The organism is Variovorax sp. GW823-FHT02B07 (assembly GCF_058797695.1).
This window is the reverse complement of the sequence record NZ_JBXAJX010000002.1, coordinates 1279336-1297543: the sequence shown is the minus strand read 5'-3', so window position 1 is coordinate 1297543 and position 18208 is coordinate 1279336. Positions and strand designations below refer to the sequence as shown.

The following is an 18208-nucleotide window of genomic DNA, read 5'->3' as shown; positions in this document are numbered from 1 at the left end:
GCGTCAGCCCAGCGCGGTGTCCAGCAGCATCATGAGCACGAAGCCGATCATCAGCCCGCTGGTCGCATAGGCTTCGTGCCCCTTGCGGTGCGACTCGGGAATGATCTCGTGGCTGATCACGAACAGCATCGCACCCGCCGCGAAGCCCAGCCCCCAGGGCAGCAGCATCGCCGAATGCCCCACCACCGCCGCGCCGAGCACGGCGCCCAGCGGCTCGACCAAGCCTGACGCCATGCCGATCAGCACCGCGAACAAGCGGCTGTAGCCGGCAGCCAGCAGCGCCACGGCCACCACCAGCCCCTCGGGCACATCCTGGATCGCGATGCCGGTGGCGAGCGCATCGGCGCGCACGCCGTTGTTGGCCGCGTAGCCGACGCCGATGGCCAGACCCTCGGGCACGTTGTGCAGCGCGATCGCGAACACGAAGAGCCACGTGCGGCGCAGCTGCCGCCCGCTCTGCCCTTCGCGGCCCTTGATGAAGTGCTCGTGCGGCAGCACGCGGTCCATGGTCATCAGCACCAGGCCGCCCAGCAGGATGGCCGTGCCGATCACGCCGCCGGCCGCCCAGTCGCCGCCGCCGAAGACGCCGATCGACTTGGCGGCGTCCAGCCCGGGAATGATCAGCGAGAAGGCGCAGGCCGCGAGCATCACGCCCGCGCCGAAGCCGAACAGCGTGTCCTGCAGCTTGTCGGGCAGCTTCTGCGAGAACAGCACCGGCAGCGTGCCCAGCGCGGTCGCCAGCGCCGCCACCGAACCGCCGCGCAGCGCGTTCCACACCAGCGGGTCGGCGCGCACGAAGGACCAGAACTGCGACGCCAGCGCCAGCGCACCGGCCGCGACGATGGCAAAGCCGATCCATTCGCGCAACGGGCGCGGCGACCTGGGCGGCGGCGCTGTGGCCACCGCGCCCTGCGGCGTGTCGTTCATGGGCAGGCTCCTCTTCGGCTCATCGGCCGCCGGTCGCGGCGGCATGGCGGCGGGCCACCTCGGCCCAGTTCACCACGTTGTAGAAGGCCGCGATGTATTCGGGGCGGCGGTTCTGGTACTTCAGGTAGTAGGCGTGCTCCCACACGTCCAGGCCCAGGATCGGGGTCTTGCCCGAGCCGATGCCGCGCATCAGCGGGCTGTCCTGGTTGCCGCTGCTTTCCACGGCGAGCTTGCCGTCGGCACCGACGACCAGCCAGGCCCAGCCGCTGCCGAAGCGCGTGAGCGCGGCCTTGGTGAAAGCGTCCTTGAAGGCGTCGAAGCCGCCCAGGTCGGTGTCGATGGCCTGCGCGAGTGCGCCCGACGGCGCCCCGCCGCCACCCTCGCCCACCGGGGCCATGACGGTCCAGAACAGGCTGTGGTTGGCGTGGCCGCCGCCGTTGTTGCGCACGGGGGCGCGCAGCGCCTCGGGCAATTCCTCGACACCGGCGATGAGGGCTTCGACCGGCGTGTCCGCAAGCGGCGTGTCTTTCAACGCCGCATTCAGGTTGTTCACATAGGTCTGGTGGTGCTTGCCGTGGTGAATCTCCATCGTCTGCGCGTCGATGTGGGGTTCGAGCGCGTCGAAGGCATAGGGCAAGGCTGGCAGGGTGTACGGCACGGTTCGGAAGCTCCTTGTTGGAAGAGAGCCCTTTGCGTGGTGCTTGTGCTGCGTACTCAGGCGTTCAAATGATAGTAATTCTCATTGTCTGCGTCAAGATATCGGCACCATAGATGCCGCCAATCAGCCAGCTCGTCGCGTGCCGCTCTAGGGCCCATCCACCGATACACTGCCCCGCGACCGGTTCGCACGGACGGCGTCAAGACCGTCCTGCCGGTTCCATCCATCCACCACCGACGGAGACAACACGCATGACTTTCCTGAAGCGCCGCGCCCTGGTGCGCACGGCCTTGCTCGGCCTGAGCCTCGCCCTGCCGCTGCTCGCCACCGCCCAGTCGCTGCCCACCGCCCGGCCCGAGTCGGTGGGCCTGTCCACCGAACGCCTGCAGAAGCTCACCGACGTGCTCAAGGCCGACGTGGCCGCCGGCAAGATTCCCGGCGCGGTGCTGCTGGTCGCGCGCCAGGGCAAGGTCGCGTGGTTCGAACCCGTCGGCAAGCTCGACGCCACCGCCGGCACGCCGATGCCGCGCGACGGCATCTTCCGCATCTACTCGATGAGCAAGCCCATCACCACGGTCGCCGCGATGATGCTGGTGGAAGACGGCCGCATGAAGCTGGACGACCCGGTCGCGATGTACCTGCCCGAGTACGCCCGCATGACGGTCGGCATCGAGAAACCCGGCGCCGACGGCAAGCCGGTGCTCGAGACCGTGCCCGCGCGCCGCCCGATCACCGTGCAGGACCTCATGCGCCACACCTCGGGCCTGACCTACGGCTTCTTCGGCCCAGGGCTGGTGAAACAGGCCTACAACACCGCCAACCTCGCGGACGGCGATCCGACCAGCGCCGAGTTCTCGCAGCGCCTGGCCAAGCTGCCGCTGGCCTACCAGCCCGGCACGACCTGGGACTACAGCTACTCGACCGACATCCTGGGCCGCGTGGTCGAGGTGGTGTCGGGCCAGTCGCTGTACCAGTTCGAAAAGGCGCGCCTGTTCGACCCGCTGGGCATGAAGGACACCACCTACTACGTGCCCGAACCAGCGCGCCAGCCGCGCATCGCCGAGCCGCTGCCGAGCGACCGCAGCTTCGGCGTTGGCGCCGACCTGAATGACCCGCGCATCGTGCGCAAGTTCGAATCGGGCGGTGGCGGGCTGGTGTCGACCGCATCCGACTACGCGCGCTTCCTGCAGATGCTGCTCAATGGCGGCACGCTCGACGGCACGCGCTACCTCGGCCCGCGCACGCTGGCGCTGATGACGACCGACCATTCGAACGCCGGCGCCGGCATCGTGCCCGGCCCGCTGTACCTGCCGGGCCCCGGCTACGGCTTCGGCCTGGGCTTCGCGGTGCGCCGCAACGACGGCGAAGCGCCCTACCCGTCCGGCGGCGGCGAGTACAACTGGGGCGGCGCGGGCGGCACCTACATGTGGGTCGATCCGAAGAACGAGCTGTTCGTGGTGCTGATGCTGCAATCGCCCAAGTACCGCACCCACTACCGAAGCCTCGCGCGCAACATGGTCTATGCGGCGGTGCTGAAGTAGCCCGCATGGCGCGCGGTCGCGGGCCATGGCGCAAAATCGGCATCGCCCCATGAAGAAAAGCAGCAGCACCGTCATTCCGATCGCTCAGGCCGGCCACGCCGTCGTGGCCGCGCCGGACATTGCCGTGCCCGCCACCGGCCTGCTGGCCGATCGGCTGGGCCGCCCGCTGACCGACCTGCGCATCAGCGTGACCGACCGCTGCAACTTCCGCTGCAGCTACTGCATGCCCAAGGACGTGTTCGACAAGGACTACCAGTACCTGCCGCACAGCGCCCTGCTGAGCTTCGAGGAAATCACGCGCCTGGCGCGCCTGTTCGCCTCGCACGGCGTGCACAAGATCCGCCTGACCGGCGGCGAGCCGCTGCTGCGCAAGCACATCGAGGGGCTCATCGCCCAACTGGCCGAGCTGCGCACGCCCGACGGCGACCCGCTCGAACTCACGCTCACCACCAACGGCTCGCTGCTGAAACGCAAAGCCGCCGCGCTGAAGGCCGCCGGCCTGCAGCGCGTGACGGTGAGCCTGGACAGCCTGGACGACGCCGTGTTCCGCCACATGAACGACGTCGACTTTCCGGTGGCCGACGTGCTGGCCGGCATCGACGCCGCCCTGGCCACGGGCCTGGGCCCGATCAAGGTCAACATGGTGGTCAAGCGCGGCACCAACGAGCAGGAAATTTTGCCGATGGCGCGCTACTTCCGCGAGCACCACGGCGGCAAGGTCGTACTGCGCTTCATCGAGTACATGGACGTGGGCGCCACCAACGGATGGCGCATGGACGAGGTGCTGCCTTCGGCCGAGGTCATCGCCCGCATCGCGGCCGAGTTTCCGCTCGTGCCGCTCGAAGCCACCACGCCCGGCGAAACCGCCCAGCGCTGGGCCTATGCCGACGGCGGCGGCGAGATCGGCGTGATCAGCAGCGTGACCCAGGCCTTCTGCCACGACTGCAGCCGCGCGCGCCTGTCAACCGAGGGCAAGCTGTACCTGTGCCTGTTCGCCAGCCAGGGCCACGACCTGCGACCGATGCTGCGCGACGGTGCGAGCGACAGCGACATCGCCTCCGCCATCGGCCACATCTGGCAGGGCCGCGCCGACCGCTATTCCGAGCTGCGCGCCCTGCGCGGCCCCGACGACAGCGCCCCCGACGCGGCGGCGCCCCGCCGCGTCGAGATGAGCTACATCGGCGGATGAGGCCGCCAGCCATGGGTACCGCACCGGCCATCGCAGCGGCCGACATCACGGGCCTCGTGCTCGCCGGCGGGCGCGGCACCCGCATGGGCGGGGTCGACAAGGGCCTGCAGTTGCTCCAGGGCGAAGTGCTCGCCGCGCACGCCGTGCGGCGGCTGCGCCCGCAGGTCAGCCGCGTACTGATCAATGCCAACCGGAACTTCGCCGCCTACGAAGCGCTGGGCGTGCCCGTGTTCGCGGACAGCGTGCCCGACCACCCCGGCCCGCTGGCCGGCATGCTGAGCGGGCTCGAACACTGCCCCACGCCCTGGCTGCTCACCGTGCCCTGCGACACGCCGCGCTTTCCGCCCGACCTGGCGGCGCGACTGGCCGAAGCCCTGGCCGCCGAGGGCGCCCACGCGCGCATCGCCATGGCCGCCGCGCCTGAAACCGAGGCCGACGGCCGCACGGTGCTGCGTCGCCAGCCGGTGTTCTGCCTGCTGCACATCGCGCTGCGCGACAGCCTGCGCCGCTTTGTCGAGGAAGGCGGCCGCAAGGTCGGCGCCTGGACCGCGCAGCACAACGCCCTGACCGTTCCCTTCGACCGCCCCGGCGACGCGCCCGACGCCTTCTTCAACGCGAACACGCTGGCCGACCTGCAGACGCTCGAACAGCCATGAGCCGCATCGCCGCCATCGCCGCCGACCTCGCGGACTACGACGCGGGCGACCTCGACGTCGACACCGTCGCCGCCTTTCTCGCGCGCCTCGTCGCACCGCTGGCCGTGGCAGACACCGAAGAGGTCGCGCTGCGCGACGCGCTCGGCCGCGTGCTGGCGGACGACCTCGTTTCGCCCGTGAGCGTGCCGCCGCACGACAACTCCGCCATGGACGGCTACGCCTTCGATGGCGCGCTGCTGCCGGCCGATGCGCCCATCGACCATTCGCTCACGCTGCGCGTGGCGGGCACGGCGCTGGCCGGCTCGGCCTGGCGCGGCGCGCTCGGGCCGCACGACGCGGTGCGCATCATGACCGGCGCGATGATGCCGGCCGGCCTGGACACCGTGATCCCGCAGGAGTTCTGCAAGGTCGACGGCGACCAGGTTTGCTTTCCGGCCCGCGTGCTGGGCCGTGGCGACAACCGCCGCCTGGCCGGCGAAGACCTGATGCAGGGCCAGCCGGCGCTGCGGCGCGGCGAGCGCCTGTCGCCGGCCGCGCTCGGCATGGTCGCCAGCCTCGGCCTGGCGCGCGTGACCGTGCGGCGCCGGCTGCGCGTGGCGTACTTTTCGACCGGCGACGAAATCCTCTGCCTGGGCGACACGCCGCGCGAAGGCGCCGTGTACGACAGCAACCGCTACACGCTGTTCGGCCTGCTCACGCGGCTGGGCTGCGAGGTGGTCGACCTCGGCCTGGTGCACGACGACCCCGCCACGCTCACCACCACGTTGCAGCGCGCGGCGCGCGAAGCCGACGCCATCGTCACCAGCGGTGGCGTGAGCGCGGGCGCGGCCGACCACACGCGCGACGTGATGCAGCAACTGGGCGACATGGCCTTCTGGCGGGTCGCGATGCGGCCCGGGCGGCCGCTGGCGGTGGGGCTGATTCCGCGTCCGCGCGAGGCCGCGGCCACGTCGGCCGTGCTGTTCGGCCTGCCGGGCAATCCGGTGGCGGCGATGGTCGCCTTCCTGGCCTTCGTGCGGCCGGCGCTGCTGCGGCTGATGGGCTGCCACGACGCGGCCTGTGCCCCGCCGCCGCTGCTGCGCGCGCGCAGCGCCGGGCCCATCCGCAAGAAACCGGGGCGCACCGAGTACCAGCGCGGCGTTGTCCGCCAAGTGCCGGGGTCGTTGCCCGAGGTGCGGGTGGCGGCGCACCAGGGATCGGGCGTGCTGAGCTCGATGCTCGAGGCCAACGGGCTCGTGGTGCTGCCCCACGAGCAGGGCCATGTCGACGCCGGGCAGGAAGTCGACGTGATGGTCTTCGAAGGGCTGATCTAGCCCCTGGCCCTACCGCTGGCGGTCAGATCCGGCCCAGGGCCTTGTCCACGCCCTTGTTGGCCAGCATGTCGGCCCGCTCGTTGCCCGGATCGCCTGAGTGCCCCTTGACCCAGCGCCACTCGATCTGGTGGCCGCCCTCGGACACCAGCTTGTCGAGCTTCTGCCAGAGCTCGACGTTCTTCACGGGCTGCTTGGTCGAGGTGAGCCAGCCCTTGGCCTTCCAGCCGCGAATCCACTCGGTGATGCCCATGCGCACATACTGGCTGTCCAGGTACAGCAGCACCTTGCAGGGCCGCTTGAGCGCGGCGAGCCCTTCGATCACGGCCGTGAGTTCCATGCGGTTGTTGGTGGTGTTGAGTTCACCGCCGAACAGTTCCTTCTCGGTGGGGCCCGACTTGAGCCACGCGCCCCAACCGCCCGGTCCCGGGTTGCCCTTGCACGCGCCATCGGTGTAGATCACGACTTCGTTCAAACTGACTGTTCCTTTTTTCTCTAGCGTCATGCGGGCGATGCCGCCCGCGTCCATGGATTCGTTCGTTCACTGCTTGCTGCGGTGCACCTTGCCCGCGATGGGCACCGGCGCCGTCGCCCGCGCGCCGCTGCGGCGCCAGTCGGCGCTCAGCAGGCGCATGCCGCGCACGCGCTTCACCGCCACCAGGAAGTAGGCGGCGCCGAAGATCGGCCACCAGCGCTCGCCGGCGGCGTCCATCCAGCGCGAGCGCTCCAGCCAGGCGTCGCTGCGCACCGCCGGCCGGTAGATGCCGAAACGGCCCGACTCCACCTCGAAGCTCAGCAGGCGCAGCCAGTCGCGCATGCGCCAGTAGCCGATGAACTCGCCGGCCTCGGGCAGGAAGGTCTCGCCCAGCCCCAGCCGGCGGTACAGGTGCCCGCGGCGCTGCCGCAGGCCCCACAGGCTGGTCGGGTTCAGGCCGCAGATCACCACCCGCCCCTCGGGCACCAGCACCCGCTCGACCTCGCGCAGCGTGGCGTGCGGATCGGGACTGAGTTCCAAGGCGTGCGGCAGCACCACGAGATCGAGGCTGTTGGCCGCGAACGGCAAGGCGGCGAAATCGGTCACCAGCGTCGCCTTGCCGGCCCGCACCGGGTCGGTCAGGGCCAGCCAGCGGTGCGGCATGCGGTTGGCGCGCAGCCCGTCGACCTCGGCGGCCCCGAGCTGCAAGGCGTGGTAACCGAAAACATCGGCCACCGCCTCGTCGAACTGGGCCTGCTCCCAGGCCAGGAGGTAGCGGCCGGGGGGGGTCGCGAACCAATCCTGCAAACCTATAATTTGACCGCTCATGACCCTTGTTCCGCTGCCCGCTTTTGCTGACAACTACATCTGGATGCTGCACGACGGGCACCACGCCATCGTGGTGGACCCGGGCGATGCCCAACCGGTGTTCGATGCGTTGGCGCACCACAAGCTGCAGCTGGCCGCGATTCTAGTCACGCACCACCACCCCGATCACACGGGCGGCGTGGCCGCGCTGCATGCGGCCACGGGCGCGACGGTGTGGGGCCCGGCGCGCGAGCGCATCCCCGAGCCTTTCACGCCGCTGGTGCAGGGCGACATCGCCCAGGCCCAGGCCCTGGGCCTGCGCTTCGAGGTCATCGACGTGCCGGGCCACACGGCCGGGCACATCGCCTACTTCCTGCCGGCCTCGGCCGCGCAGGCCCCCGTGCTGTTCTGCGGCGACACCCTTTTCTCCGGCGGCTGCGGCCGCCTGTTCGAAGGCACGCCCGCGCAGATGCTCGCCTCGCTCGACGCCCTGGCCGCGCTGCCCGGCGACACGCGCGTGTGCTGTGCGCACGAATACACACTTGCTAACCTGAAGTTCGCCCGCGCCGTGGAACCCGGCAACGACGAACTCACTCACTACAACGCGCGTTGCGAAAGCCTGCGCGCACAAGGGCAGCCCACGCTGCCGTCGCAACTGGCGATCGAACGCCGGATCAACCCCTTTCTTCGCAGCCGCGAAGCCACCGTCCTTCGAGCAGTACGGGCCCATGCCGAGCTTTCCGCGGATGCCGCCGAAGCCGAGGTGTTCGCCGCCCTGCGCCAATGGAAAAACGACTTCCGATGAAATTTATCGTTGCCACCTGCCTTGCAGGCTCCCTGGTACTCGCGGGCTGCGCGGGCACGGACAACAGCGCTTCTTCCTCCACCACCGCCAAGGCCGGCGCCTCCGCCGGCGGCACGGGCGCCCGCCCGTCGGGCAGCGCCACCCCGGTCTATCCGCGCGACAGCAACCTCAGCCCGCTCACCAGCGGCCAGGCGCGTTCGCAGAGCGTGGTCACGCTGGCGCCGCCCGCCGACATGTGGGACCGCATCCGCCGCGGCTTCAAGATGCCCAACCTCGAGAGCGACCTGGTGCGCGACCGCGAGCAGTGGTACGCCAGCCGGCCCGACTACATCCAGCGCATGACCGAGCGCTCGAACAAGTACATCTTCCACATCGTCGAGGAGCTCGAGCGCCGCAACATGCCGACCGAGCTGGCGCTGCTGCCGTACATCGAGAGCGCCTTCAACCCGCAGGCCGTGTCCAGCGCGCGCGCCGCCGGCATGTGGCAGTTCATGCCCGCCACCGGCACCGACTTCGACCTGAAGCAGAACATCTTCCGCGACGACCGCCGCGACGTGGTGGCCTCCACCCGCGCCGCGCTCGACTACCTGCAAAAGCTCTACGGCATGTTCGGCGACTGGCAGCTCGCGCTCGCCGCCTACAACTGGGGCGAAGGCAGCGTGGGACGCGCCATCGCCAAGAACCAGCGCCTGGGCCTGCCCACCACCTACAGCGACCTGTCGATGCCAGCCGAGACCCGGCTGTACGTGCCCAAGCTGCAGGCCGTGAAGAACATCGTGGCCAATCCGCAGGCCTTCAACGCCGAACTGCCACTGATCGCCAACCACCCCTACTTCCAGACCGTGCCGCTCACGCGCGATCTCGACGTGGAACTGGCGGCCAAGCTGGCCGACGTGCGCATCGAGGACTTCCGCGCGCTCAACCCCGCCGCCCACAAGCCCGTGCTGATCGCGGCCGGCACCTCCGAGATCCTGCTGCCCTGGGACAACGCGGCGGTCTTCAAGCGCAACTTCGACGCCTACACGCAGGGCCAGTACGCCAGCTGGACCGCCTGGGTCGTGCCCACCACCATGACGGTGGCCGACGCCGCCCAGCGCTCGGGCATGAGCGAGTCGGACCTGCGCGCGCTCAACAACGTGCCGCCGCGCATGCTCATCAAGGCCGGCTCCACGCTCATCGTGCCGCGCGGCGCGCGCGTGAAGGAAGACGTGGCGGCGGTCGTGGCCGACGGCGGCCACCTGAGCTTCCAGCCCGAGATCATCACGCGCCGCACCACCGTCAAGGCCGGCCGCTCGGACAACGTGGCGAGCATCGCGCGCCGCTACAACCTCAAGCCGGCGGCCGTGGCCGACTGGAACGACGTCAACCCCAACCACGCCTTCAAGCGCGGCTACAGCGTGGTCGTGTACCTGCCGGTGCGCGCCACGCCCGCGGCGCGTGTCGGCTCGGGTGCAGCGCCCGCGCGCGGCCGGGGTGCGGCGGTGGTCACGTCCAAGCGCGGCGGCGCGCCGGTGAAGGCCGCCGCACGCGGCAGCAGCAGCGCCAAGCAGGCGGTGGTGCGCCAGCCGCGCGGCGGCACGCCGTCCAAGCGCAAGCGCTGATCCCTGCCCTGCCGGCGGGCGGTGCCGGGCCCGGACCAAAAAAGCGACATCAGGAGGACAGGCCATGGCAGTCGAAGGAAGCGCGGGCGATCTCATCAAGGTCGTCACGCTGTTGGGGGCCGCCGTCGTGGCCGTGCCGCTGTTCAAGCGGCTCGGGCTGGGCTCCGTGCTCGGCTACCTGGCGGCGGGCCTGGCCATCGGGCCCTTCGGCTTCGGCCTTTTCTCCGACCCGCAGACCATCCTTCACACGGCCGAACTCGGTGTCGTGATGTTCCTCTTCGTGATCGGGCTCGAGATGCGCCCGTCGCACCTGTGGAGCATGCGGCGCGACATCTTCGGCCTGGGCAGCCTGCAGGTGGTGGTGTGCGGCATCCTGCTGACCGGCGTGGGCATGGCCTTCGGCTTCCCGCTCGCCGTCTCGTTCGTGTGCGCGATGGGCTTCGTGCTCACCTCCACGGCCATCGTGATGCAACTGCTCGGCGAGCGTGGCGACATCGCCGCGCCGCGCGGCCAGAAGATCGTCGCCGTGCTGCTCTTCGAAGACCTGCTGATCGTGCCGCTGCTGGCCATCGTCGCCTTCATCGCACCGGTGGATGCAGCGCAGCAGGCCATTGCACCTTCGCGCTGGATCGGCATCGGCATTGCCGTGGGTGCGCTCGCGGCGCTGGTGGCGGCCGGCATCTGGCTGCTCAATCCGCTGTTCCGCGTGCTCGCCAACTCCAAGGCGCGCGAGGTGATGACGGCCGCGGCACTGCTCGTGGTGCTGGGCGCGGCGCTGCTGATGCAGGTCGGCGGCCTGTCGATGGCCATGGGCGCCTTCCTGGCCGGCGTGCTGCTGTCCGAATCGACCTTCCGCCACCAGCTCGAAGCCGACATCGAACCCTTCCGCGGGCTGCTGCTCGGGCTGTTCTTCATCGGCGTGGGCATGTCGCTCGACCTCGCGGTGGTTGCGCAGAACTGGCAGCTCATCGTCGCGGGCGTGATCTCGATGATGGTGGTCAAGGCGCTGTGCATCTACGGCGTGGCGCGGCTTGCCAAGAGCTCGCCTGCCGACGCGCTCGACCGTGCGGTGCTGATGGCGCAGGGCGGCGAGTTCGCCTTCGTGCTGTTCTCGTCGGCGCTCGCCGCCAAGGTCATCAGCCCGACGGTCAACGCCAACATGACGGCAGTGGTGGTGCTGTCGATGGCGCTCACGCCGCTGGTGGTGCTGGTGCATCGCCGCTTCGCGCCCACCGCGCAGGCCTCGATGGAGGGCGTGGAGAAAGCCGAGGAACTGGCCGGCAACGTGCTCGTCATCGGCTTCGGCCGCTTCGGGCAGATCGCGATCCAGGGCGCGCTGGCGCGCGGTGCGTCCATCTCGATCATCGACAACGACACGCAGGTGATCCGCGACGCCGCCGACTTCGGCTTCAAGGTGTACTACGGCGACGGCGCACGCGCCGACGTGCTGCACGCGGCGGGCGCGCACAACGCCCGCGCGATCATGGTGTGCATCGACAACCGCGCCGTGGCCACGCGCATCGCGGAGCACGTGAAGGCCGAGTTCCCGCATGCGCACCTGATGGTGCGCGCCTTCGACCGGGAACATGCGGTGGAGCTCGTGAAGCTCGACGTCGACTACCAGATCCGCGAGACCTTCGAATCGGCGATGGCCTTCGGCCGGCAAGGCGTGGTCGCGCTGGGCGCCACGCCCGAGGAAGCCGACGAAGTGATCGACGACCTGCGCCGGCGCGACAAGGAACGGCTGGTGCTCGAGATGTCCGGCGGCCTCTTCGCGGGACGCGCGCTGGTGCAGGTCAACACCGAGACGCGCCAGACCCACTGAAGGCACTGAACGCGCTGAACGCGCGGCTCAGAGCTTTTCAGTCTCGCCGCTGCGCGGCTGCCACTTCATGAGCCGCTTCTCGATCAGGCCCACGAGCCCGTCGAGCGCCAGCGCGAAGGCCGTGAGCACCACGATGCCCGCAAAGACCGTGTTCACGTCGAAGGTGCCCTCGGCCTGCAGGATCAGGTAGCCCACGCCGCGCGCCGACCCCAGGTACTCCCCCACCACCGCGCCGACGAAGGCCAGGCCCACGGAGGTGTGCAGGCTGGAGAACACCCAGCTCGTGGCGCTGGGCAGGTACACCGTGCGCAGCAGCTGCCGCTGGTTGGCGCCCAGCATCTTCGCGTTGGCCAGCACCACCGGGCTCACTTCGCGCACGCCCTGGTAGACGTTGAAGAACACGATGAAGAACACCAGCGTGACGGCCAACGCCACCTTGCTCCAGATGCCCAGGCCGAACCACAGCGCGAAGATCGGCGCGAGGATCACGCGCGGCATCGAGTTGGCGGCCTTGATGTAGGGGTCGAGGATCAGGCTCGCCGTGGGCGCCAGCGCCAGCCACAGGCCGCAGCCCAGCCCGAGCGCCGTGCCGATGCCGAAGGCCAGCACCGTCTCGAGCAGCGTCGTGCCCAGGTGGCGGTAGATGTCGGCGTTGCCCTTCAGGCCTTCGGGAAACAGCAGGTTCGGCGGCACCTCGAAGGGCAGGAACCAGCTCCAGATGCGCCCCGCCACCACGATCGGCTGGCCGAGGAAGAACGCGATCTGGTCGTTGCGCGAGGCCACGTGCCACAGCACCAGAATCACGGCCAGCAGCGCGAGCTGCCAGAAGCGCGCATGGCGTGCATCGAGGCGCGGCATCATGCGGCCTTCCTCAGTTGCTGCGCGTAGCCCTTGAGCACCTCGTCGCGCAGCACCTCCCATATCTGGCGATGCAACTCCACGAAGCGCGGCTGCGTGCGCACCTCGGCGACGTCGCGCGGGCGCGGCAGGTCGATCACGAACTCGCCGATCGGCCGCGTCGCGGGGCCGGCCGACAGCACCACCACGCGGTCGCTCATCGCAATCGCCTCGTCGAGGTCGTGCGTGATGAAGAGCACGGCCTTCTTCTTCGCGCTCCAGAGTTCGAGCACTTCGTTTTCCATCAGCTGCCGCGTCTGCACGTCGAGCGCGCTGAAGGGCTCGTCCATCAGGATGATGTCGGGGTCGAGCACCAGCGTCTGCGCCAGCGCCACGCGCTTGCGCATGCCGCCCGAGAGCTGGTGCGGGTAGCGGTCGCCGAAGCCCGTGAGGCCCACGCGCGAGAGCCACGCCTCGGCCTGCGCGTGCGCCTCGGCGTCGGGCACGCCGCGGTACTGCAGCCCCACCTTCACGTTGTCGATGGCGCTGCGCCACGGCATCAGCGCCTCGGTCTGGAACATGTAGCCCGCACGCTTGTTCACGCCCGTGAGCGGCTGGCCGAACACCTTCACCCCGCCGGACGACGGCTCGAGCAAGCCCGCGCCCACGTTCAGCAGCGTCGACTTGCCGCAGCCCGTGGGCCCGACCACCGAGACGAACTCGCCCGCGCCGATGCGCAGCGTGGTGTCGTCCACCGCCGTGTAGCGCTGGCCCGGGTCGTCCTTCGAATGGAAGGTGCAGCGGATGGAAAGGAGTTCGAGGGCGTAGTCGGACATGGCGCTCCGGAAGAAAAAACCCGGCCGAAGCCGGGTTGCTGAACGTTCGCAATCAGGCTTTGAACCTGTCTTTCGCACGCTTTGCAAAATCGTTGGTGTAGGTCCTGGCGAGGTCGATCTTGTCGGCCTTGACCGAGGTGTCGAAGCTCGCGATGGCGTTGAGCGCCGTCTTCGGTCCCTCGGCCGGCACGAGGCCGTCGGTGGCGATGGACTCGCGCACCTTGTCGAACGACGCGAGGTACAACGCGCGGTCGCCGAGCAGATACGTCTCGGGCACGGTCTTGATGATGTCGCCCGGCCCTGCGGTCTGCAGCCACTTGAGGCCACGCACGATCGCGTTGGCCAGCGCCTGGCAGGTGTTGGGGTGCTTCTGGATGAAATCGATCGGCGCGTAGAGGCAGGCCGCGGGCATCGGCCCGCCGAACACCTGCTCGGTGCCCTTGAGCGTGCGCGTGTCGCTGATGATCTTCACGTCGCCCTTCTGCTCCAGCATCGTCATCACCGGGTCGGTGTTGCTGATGGCGTCGATCTGGCCCGAACGCAGCGCGGTGAGCGCGCCCGCCGCCACGCCCACGCCGATGAAGCTCACGTCGCTGGCCTTGAGGCCGCCGCGCGAGAGCACGAGGTTGGCCACCATGTTGGTCGACGAGCCCGGTGCCGAGACACCGATCTTCTTGCCCTTGAGGTCCTGGATGCCGGTGTAGCCCGCCATGTTCTTCGTCGACACGCCCACCGCGATCTGCGGTGCGCGGCCCTGCAGCACGAAGGCCTGGAAGAACTGGTTCTTGGCCTGCAGGTTGATCGTGTGTTCGTAGGCGCCCGAGCAGACATCGGCCGAGCCACCCACCACCGCTTGCAGTGCGCGTGCGCCGCCGGCGAAGTCGGAAATTTCGACTTCGAGCCCTTCGGCCTTGAAGTAGCCCAGCTGCTCGGAGATGGTGAGCGGCAGGTAGTAGAACGCCGCCTTGCCGCCCACCGCGATCGAGACCTTGGTTTTCTCCAGCTTGGCCTGCTGCGCAAAGACCCGCGGCAATGCAATCGCTGCGGCAGCGACTGCGGAGGCGGAGATGAGGGTTCTGCGATGAAGCATGGCGCGGTCCTGCGGGCTCTGTGACTCTGGTGAACTGAATCGAGCTTAGGCGTGCGCCCTGTGGGCCTGCATCGGGGTCATCCCGTGCGGGTTTTCACGTAAGCACGAAGGCCTCCTGGAGAAGCCTTCGCCAAGGCGCTATCGCGCCAGAAAAAGTATCGCGATATTGACCAGGAACGCGAGTGCCCAGACCGCGCTGCGCGCGCTCGGCGCGCCGCGGATGTAGAGCGCGAGATAGATCACGCGCAGCACCACGTAGGCCACCGCGAGCATGTCGAGCCGCGCCTGCGCCACGCCGAGCTGGTGCGCGATGAGCACCGCGCCGATGAAGAACGGCAGGCCTTCGAAGCTGTTGGCTTGCGCGCTGTTGGCGCGTGCGCGCCAGCCGCTTTGCTTGGCGGCCCAGTCGCGCGGATGCATGTTGTCGCGCACGCCGAAGCTGCCCGCCTTCGCGATCCATGCCGCGAGGTACGGCAGGCCGCAGGCGACGAACACGCACCAGTAGGCGACGGTGAGCAGTGAGAAGGTCATGGTGACGACAACAAGAGGGAAGAACGAACGCGGCCTTGAACAGGCCGCGCGTCAGCGGCGATCGACCAGCGCGTGCGCGATGGTGCCGAGGTCGACGTACTCGAGCTCGCTGCCGGCCGGCACGCCGCGCGCCAGACGCGTCACGGTGAGCCCGTGCTGCTTGAGCGCCTCGCCGATCACATGCGCCGTGGCCTCGCCTTCGGCGGTGAAGTTGGTCGCGAGGATGACCTCGCTCACCGTGCCGTCGCGTGCGCGGTCGAACAGCTTCTGCAGGCCGATGTCCTTCGGCCCGATGCCGTCGAGCGGACTGAGCTTGCCCATGAGCACGAAGTAGTAGCCGCGAAAGGCGCCCGTGCGTTCGAGCGCGGCCTGGTCGGCCGGCGTCTCGACCACGCACAGCTTGGTGCCGTCGCGCCGCGAGTCCATGCAGACATGGCAGATCGGCGCTTCGGTGAAGGTGTTGCACAGCTCGCAGTGCCGCACCTGGCCTGCCGCCTGCTGCAGCGCACGCGCGAGCAGCTGCGCGCCCTCGCGGTCGTGCTGCAGCAGATGGAACGCCATGCGCGAGGCCGACTTGACGCCGACACCGGGCAACCGGCGCAGCGCATCGACCAGCGCATCGAGCGAACTGGCGTCTGCCATGCCTCGCTTAGAACGGCAGCTTCATGCCGGGCGGCAGGCCGGGCATGCCGGCGGTGAGCTTGCCCATCTTCTGCTCGCTGGTTTCTTCAGCCTTGCGCACGGCGGCGTTGAAGGCGGCAGCCACGAGGTCTTCGAGCATGTCCTTGTCGTCGGCCAGCAGGCTGGGGTCGATGGTGATGCGCTTGACGTCGTGCTTGCAGGTCATGACGACCTTGACGAGACCGGCGCCCGACTCGCCTTCGACCTCGATGTGCGCCAGTTCTTCCTGGGCCTTCTTGAGGTTGTCCTGCATTGCCTGCGCCTGCTTCATGAGGCCGGCCAGTTGTCCTTTGTTGAACATCGTTGGTCCTGTCTGTGATGGGTTGGTGATGGAAAGAATACGGTCGAAAAATGCGGCGACTGCGGCGCCGGCTTCAGAGGGGCTTCAGCGATCCGGGCACGATCTTCGCATCGAAGTCGCGCATCAGCATCTGCACCTCGGGGTCGCTGCGGATGGCTTCCTCGGCCACCCGCTGGCGCTCGTCGGCCGCCTGCTTGTTGCGGCGCGCCGGGCTGTCGACCACGCCGCCGATCTCGATGGCCAGCCTCACATTGTGGCCGAGGCCCTGCAGCGCCGCCGTGAGCTTCTCGCGGCTGGACGGCTGGTTGAGGGTTTCGCGCTCGATGCGCAGCATCCACTGGTCGGTGTCGCGCGCCACCAGCTGCGACTGCAGCGCGAGCTCGCGCGCCAGTGCCGCCACGCTTTCGGCGGCAACGAGCTGCATGACCGTGGCATGCCAGAAGTCGCCCTCTTCGCTCGGCGGGATCGGGGTGTAGGTGCTGCGCTGCTCCTCTTCGCGCGGCACATCGCGCTGGCCGGGCGGCGGTTGCACGCGGATCGGCACGCCGACGACATGGGCTGCGGGGGCGTCGGACGCCTCCTGAGGGACAGGCCGGGGCATGGGCTGGCGCTGCGGGGCATCGACCACCGCGAGCCGCTGGCCGGCCGGCGCGGGTTGCGCAGGCGGATGCGAAGGCGCGGCAGCAGGTGCCGGATCGGGCACCGAAGGCCGGGAAACCGGGGCGGCTTCACGCGCGGGAGCCCGCGGCGCGGCGCCGCCGGCGTCATTCAGAGTTTTTTTTTCCGTGGAGGCCGTCGAAGCGGCCGCATGGGAGGGCTTGAAGGCCAGCAGCCGCAACAGCACCATGGTCAGCGCCGCGTACTCATCGGGCGCCAGGCCCAGCTCGCCGCGCCCATGCAGGCACAGGCTGTACAGCAGCTGCGTCTCGTCGGCGGGCATCAGCGACGCCAGGCGCGCCGTGTCGGCCGCGTCGGGGTCGGTGGCCGCATCGGCCGATTCGGCGCGCGAGGGCACGGCCTGCAGCACGGCCATGGCCTGCAGCACCGCCGTCATTTCTTCGAGCGTGGACGCGGCGGACATGCCGTCGCGGCGCAGCGCCTCGGAGGTGTCGACCACGGTCTTGCCGTCGCCTTGTGCCAGCGCCTCGATCAGGCGGAACACATGGCCGCGGTCGACGCTGCCGAGCATCTGGCGCACGCCGGTCTCGAGCAGCTCGCCGTTGCCGAAGGCGATGGCCTGGTCGGTGAGCGAGAGCGCGTCGCGCATCGAGCCGCGCGCGGCGCGCGCCAGCAGGCGCAGCGCCTGCGGCTCGGCCGGCACCTGCTCGGTCTGCAGCACGCTGGTGAGGTGCTCGAGCACCGTCTCGGGCGCCATCGGCCGCAGGTTGAACTGCAGGCAGCGCGACAGCACCGTCACCGGCACCTTCTGCGGATCGGTCGTGGCCAGCACGAACTTGAGGTACTCGGGCGGCTCCTCGAGCGTCTTGAGCATCGCGTTGAACGCGGTGTTCGTGAGCATGTGCACTTCGTCGATCATGAAGACCTTGAAGCGCCCCTGCACCGGCTTGTAGACCGCCTGTTCGAGCAGCGACTGCACTTCGTCGACGCCGCGGTTGGAGGCCGCGTCGAGCTCGGTGTAGTCGACGAAGCGACCCGAATCGATGTCCTGGCAGGCCTGGCACACGCCGCAGGGCGTGGCCGTGATGCCGCCCTGCCCGTCCGGGCCCTGGCAGTTGAGCGACTTGGCCAGGATGCGCGACACCGTGGTCTTGCCCACGCCCCGCGTCCCGGTGAACAGATAGGCGTGGTGCAGGCGCTGCGTCGTCAGCGCGTTTTCCAGCGCCTGGACCACATGCCCCTGACCGACCATCTCACCGAAGGTTTTCGGACGGAACTTGCGAGCGAGCACGAGATAAGACATTGCGGGCATTCTAAAAGGCGCGGCGGGGGTCACTTCACGCTTGTTTCCCGTCCCCCTCGAAATGATTCACGCCCCGGCGAAGGGGGCAAATTCAGGCGGTTAGAATGCGGGCTGACGGGCCTCCCTGCATGGTGAAGTGGCCAACCGGGTCAGGTGGGGAACCAAGCAGCCCTAACTGCGTAGTCAGTGCCAGGGGTAAGGCTCGTCAACCTAACAT

The 18208-nt window shown here is 69.3% G+C and carries 18 protein-coding genes and 1 other RNA gene; 8 read left to right on the top strand and 11 right to left on the bottom strand.

Features of this window, described 5'->3' with window-relative positions; genetic code table 11:
* Positions 1–3: 3 nt before the first annotated feature.
* Positions 4–927 (bottom strand): ZIP family metal transporter, encoded by a 924-nt coding sequence (locus tag AC1RGU_RS16990; protein ID WP_492696946.1) that lies wholly within the window; start codon positions 925–927, stop codon positions 4–6.
* A 19-nt stretch (positions 928–946) separates the two neighbouring features.
* Positions 947–1585 (bottom strand): superoxide dismutase, encoded by a 639-nt coding sequence (locus AC1RGU_RS16985; RefSeq protein ID WP_492696945.1) that lies wholly within the window; start codon positions 1583–1585, stop codon positions 947–949.
* Positions 1586–1836: 251 nt separating this feature from the next.
* Between AC1RGU_RS16985 and AC1RGU_RS16980 the strand changes: the two genes are divergently transcribed.
* The 4 genes from AC1RGU_RS16980 to moeA are packed head-to-tail and all read left to right on the top strand — an operon-like array spanning position 1837 to position 6284.
* Positions 1837–3126 carry a serine hydrolase domain-containing protein gene (locus AC1RGU_RS16980; protein ID WP_492696944.1) on the top strand — a complete coding sequence of 430 codons (1290 nt, stop codon included), beginning with the start codon at positions 1837–1839 and terminating at the stop codon, positions 3124–3126.
* Between the two features lie 49 nt (positions 3127–3175).
* Complete coding sequence (gene moaA / locus AC1RGU_RS16975) at positions 3176–4315, top strand: GTP 3',8-cyclase MoaA (RefSeq protein WP_492696943.1); 1140 nt, start codon at positions 3176–3178, stop codon at positions 4313–4315.
* 11 nt (positions 4316–4326) lie between these two features.
* Positions 4327–4971, top strand: coding sequence for a molybdenum cofactor guanylyltransferase MobA (gene mobA / locus AC1RGU_RS16970; protein ID WP_492696942.1), 645 nt, complete (start codon positions 4327–4329; stop codon positions 4969–4971).
* Entirely contained in the window at positions 4968–6284 is a 1317-nt protein-coding gene (moeA, locus tag AC1RGU_RS16965; RefSeq protein WP_492696941.1) for a molybdopterin molybdotransferase MoeA, read from the top strand. The genes mobA and moeA overlap by 4 nt, the downstream gene beginning before the upstream one ends.
* Positions 6285–6306: 22 nt before the next feature.
* Here the strand turns inward: moeA and rnhA are convergent, their stop codons facing one another.
* Both rnhA and AC1RGU_RS16955 read right to left on the bottom strand, forming a co-directional pair.
* Positions 6307–6756: a ribonuclease HI gene (rnhA, locus tag AC1RGU_RS16960; RefSeq protein ID WP_095745544.1), complete on the bottom strand. Its 450-nt coding sequence runs from the start codon at positions 6754–6756 to the stop codon at positions 6307–6309.
* 66 nt (positions 6757–6822) lie between these two features.
* Positions 6823–7584: a class I SAM-dependent methyltransferase gene (locus tag AC1RGU_RS16955; RefSeq protein WP_223301333.1), complete on the bottom strand. Its 762-nt coding sequence runs from the start codon at positions 7582–7584 to the stop codon at positions 6823–6825.
* Between AC1RGU_RS16955 and gloB the strand changes: the two genes are divergently transcribed.
* The 3 genes from gloB to AC1RGU_RS16940 all read left to right on the top strand — a co-directional run bounded on the left by gloB (position 7583) and on the right by AC1RGU_RS16940 (position 11794).
* Positions 7583–8368: a hydroxyacylglutathione hydrolase gene (gene gloB / locus AC1RGU_RS16950; RefSeq protein WP_492696940.1), complete on the top strand. Its 786-nt coding sequence runs from the start codon at positions 7583–7585 to the stop codon at positions 8366–8368. The two genes, AC1RGU_RS16955 and gloB, sit on opposite strands and share 2 nt — an antisense overlap.
* Positions 8365–9969: a transglycosylase SLT domain-containing protein gene (locus AC1RGU_RS16945; protein WP_159276620.1), complete on the top strand. Its 1605-nt coding sequence runs from the start codon at positions 8365–8367 to the stop codon at positions 9967–9969. The genes gloB and AC1RGU_RS16945 overlap by 4 nt, the downstream gene beginning before the upstream one ends.
* Positions 9970–10033: 64 nt before the next feature.
* A complete protein-coding gene (locus AC1RGU_RS16940; protein ID WP_492696939.1) occupies positions 10034–11794 on the top strand; it encodes a monovalent cation:proton antiporter-2 (CPA2) family protein in 1761 nt (586 codons plus the stop codon).
* Positions 11795–11821: 27 nt separating this feature from the next.
* Here AC1RGU_RS16940 and AC1RGU_RS16935 read toward each other — a convergent pair whose 3' ends face one another.
* The 7 genes from AC1RGU_RS16935 to dnaX all read right to left on the bottom strand — a co-directional run bounded on the left by AC1RGU_RS16935 (position 11822) and on the right by dnaX (position 17991).
* Positions 11822–12655: an ABC transporter permease gene (locus tag AC1RGU_RS16935; protein ID WP_062473112.1), complete on the bottom strand. Its 834-nt coding sequence runs from the start codon at positions 12653–12655 to the stop codon at positions 11822–11824.
* Positions 12652–13467, bottom strand: coding sequence for an ABC transporter ATP-binding protein (locus AC1RGU_RS16930; RefSeq protein ID WP_070060947.1), 816 nt, complete (start codon positions 13465–13467; stop codon positions 12652–12654). The genes AC1RGU_RS16935 and AC1RGU_RS16930 overlap by 4 nt, the downstream gene beginning before the upstream one ends.
* Before the next feature lie 52 nt (positions 13468–13519).
* Complete coding sequence (locus AC1RGU_RS16925) at positions 13520–14557, bottom strand: ABC transporter substrate-binding protein (protein WP_062473116.1); 1038 nt, start codon at positions 14555–14557, stop codon at positions 13520–13522.
* Between the two features lie 138 nt (positions 14558–14695).
* Positions 14696–15088, bottom strand: coding sequence for an MAPEG family protein (locus tag AC1RGU_RS16920; protein WP_492696938.1), 393 nt, complete (start codon positions 15086–15088; stop codon positions 14696–14698).
* A gap of 51 nt (positions 15089–15139) precedes the next feature.
* A complete protein-coding gene (gene recR / locus AC1RGU_RS16915) occupies positions 15140–15730 on the bottom strand; it encodes a recombination mediator RecR (protein ID WP_062473120.1) in 591 nt (196 codons plus the stop codon).
* Between the two features lie 7 nt (positions 15731–15737).
* Positions 15738–16070, bottom strand: coding sequence for a YbaB/EbfC family nucleoid-associated protein (locus tag AC1RGU_RS16910; RefSeq protein ID WP_007836669.1), 333 nt, complete (start codon positions 16068–16070; stop codon positions 15738–15740).
* A gap of 73 nt (positions 16071–16143) precedes the next feature.
* On the bottom strand, positions 16144–17991 hold the full coding sequence (gene dnaX / locus AC1RGU_RS16905; RefSeq protein ID WP_492696937.1) for a DNA polymerase III subunit gamma/tau: 1848 nt from the start codon (positions 17989–17991) through the stop codon (positions 16144–16146).
* 113 nt (positions 17992–18104) lie between these two features.
* Between dnaX and ffs the strand changes: the two genes are divergently transcribed.
* Positions 18105–18201, top strand: an RNA gene (gene ffs / locus AC1RGU_RS16900) — signal recognition particle sRNA small type.
* Positions 18202–18208: the final 7 nt, after the last annotated feature.

Bases quoted from the DNA above. Each gene is read 5' to 3' on its own strand.
- moeA (WP_492696941.1), top strand. From the start codon at position 4,968: ATGAGCCGCATCGCCGCCATCGCCGCCGACCTCGCGGACTACGACGCG.
- mobA (WP_492696942.1), top strand. From the start codon at position 4,327: ATGGGTACCGCACCGGCCATCGCAGCGGCCGACATCACGGGCCTCGTG.
- AC1RGU_RS16990 (WP_492696946.1), bottom strand. From the start codon at position 927: ATGAACGACACGCCGCAGGGCGCGGTGGCCACAGCGCCGCCGCCCAGG.
- gloB (WP_492696940.1), top strand. From the start codon at position 7,583: ATGACCCTTGTTCCGCTGCCCGCTTTTGCTGACAACTACATCTGGATG.
- AC1RGU_RS16955 (WP_223301333.1), bottom strand. From the start codon at position 7,584: ATGAGCGGTCAAATTATAGGTTTGCAGGATTGGTTCGCGACCCCCCCC.
- AC1RGU_RS16940 (WP_492696939.1), top strand. From the start codon at position 10,034: ATGGCAGTCGAAGGAAGCGCGGGCGATCTCATCAAGGTCGTCACGCTG.
- moaA (WP_492696943.1), top strand. From the start codon at position 3,176: ATGAAGAAAAGCAGCAGCACCGTCATTCCGATCGCTCAGGCCGGCCAC.
- dnaX (WP_492696937.1), bottom strand. From the start codon at position 17,991: ATGTCTTATCTCGTGCTCGCTCGCAAGTTCCGTCCGAAAACCTTCGGT.
- recR (WP_062473120.1), bottom strand. From the start codon at position 15,730: ATGGCAGACGCCAGTTCGCTCGATGCGCTGGTCGATGCGCTGCGCCGG.
- AC1RGU_RS16980 (WP_492696944.1), top strand. From the start codon at position 1,837: ATGACTTTCCTGAAGCGCCGCGCCCTGGTGCGCACGGCCTTGCTCGGC.
- AC1RGU_RS16945 (WP_159276620.1), top strand. From the start codon at position 8,365: ATGAAATTTATCGTTGCCACCTGCCTTGCAGGCTCCCTGGTACTCGCG.
- AC1RGU_RS16930 (WP_070060947.1), bottom strand. From the start codon at position 13,467: ATGTCCGACTACGCCCTCGAACTCCTTTCCATCCGCTGCACCTTCCAT.
- AC1RGU_RS16935 (WP_062473112.1), bottom strand. From the start codon at position 12,655: ATGATGCCGCGCCTCGATGCACGCCATGCGCGCTTCTGGCAGCTCGCG.
- AC1RGU_RS16925 (WP_062473116.1), bottom strand. From the start codon at position 14,557: ATGCTTCATCGCAGAACCCTCATCTCCGCCTCCGCAGTCGCTGCCGCA.
- AC1RGU_RS16910 (WP_007836669.1), bottom strand. From the start codon at position 16,070: ATGTTCAACAAAGGACAACTGGCCGGCCTCATGAAGCAGGCGCAGGCA.
- AC1RGU_RS16920 (WP_492696938.1), bottom strand. From the start codon at position 15,088: ATGACCTTCTCACTGCTCACCGTCGCCTACTGGTGCGTGTTCGTCGCC.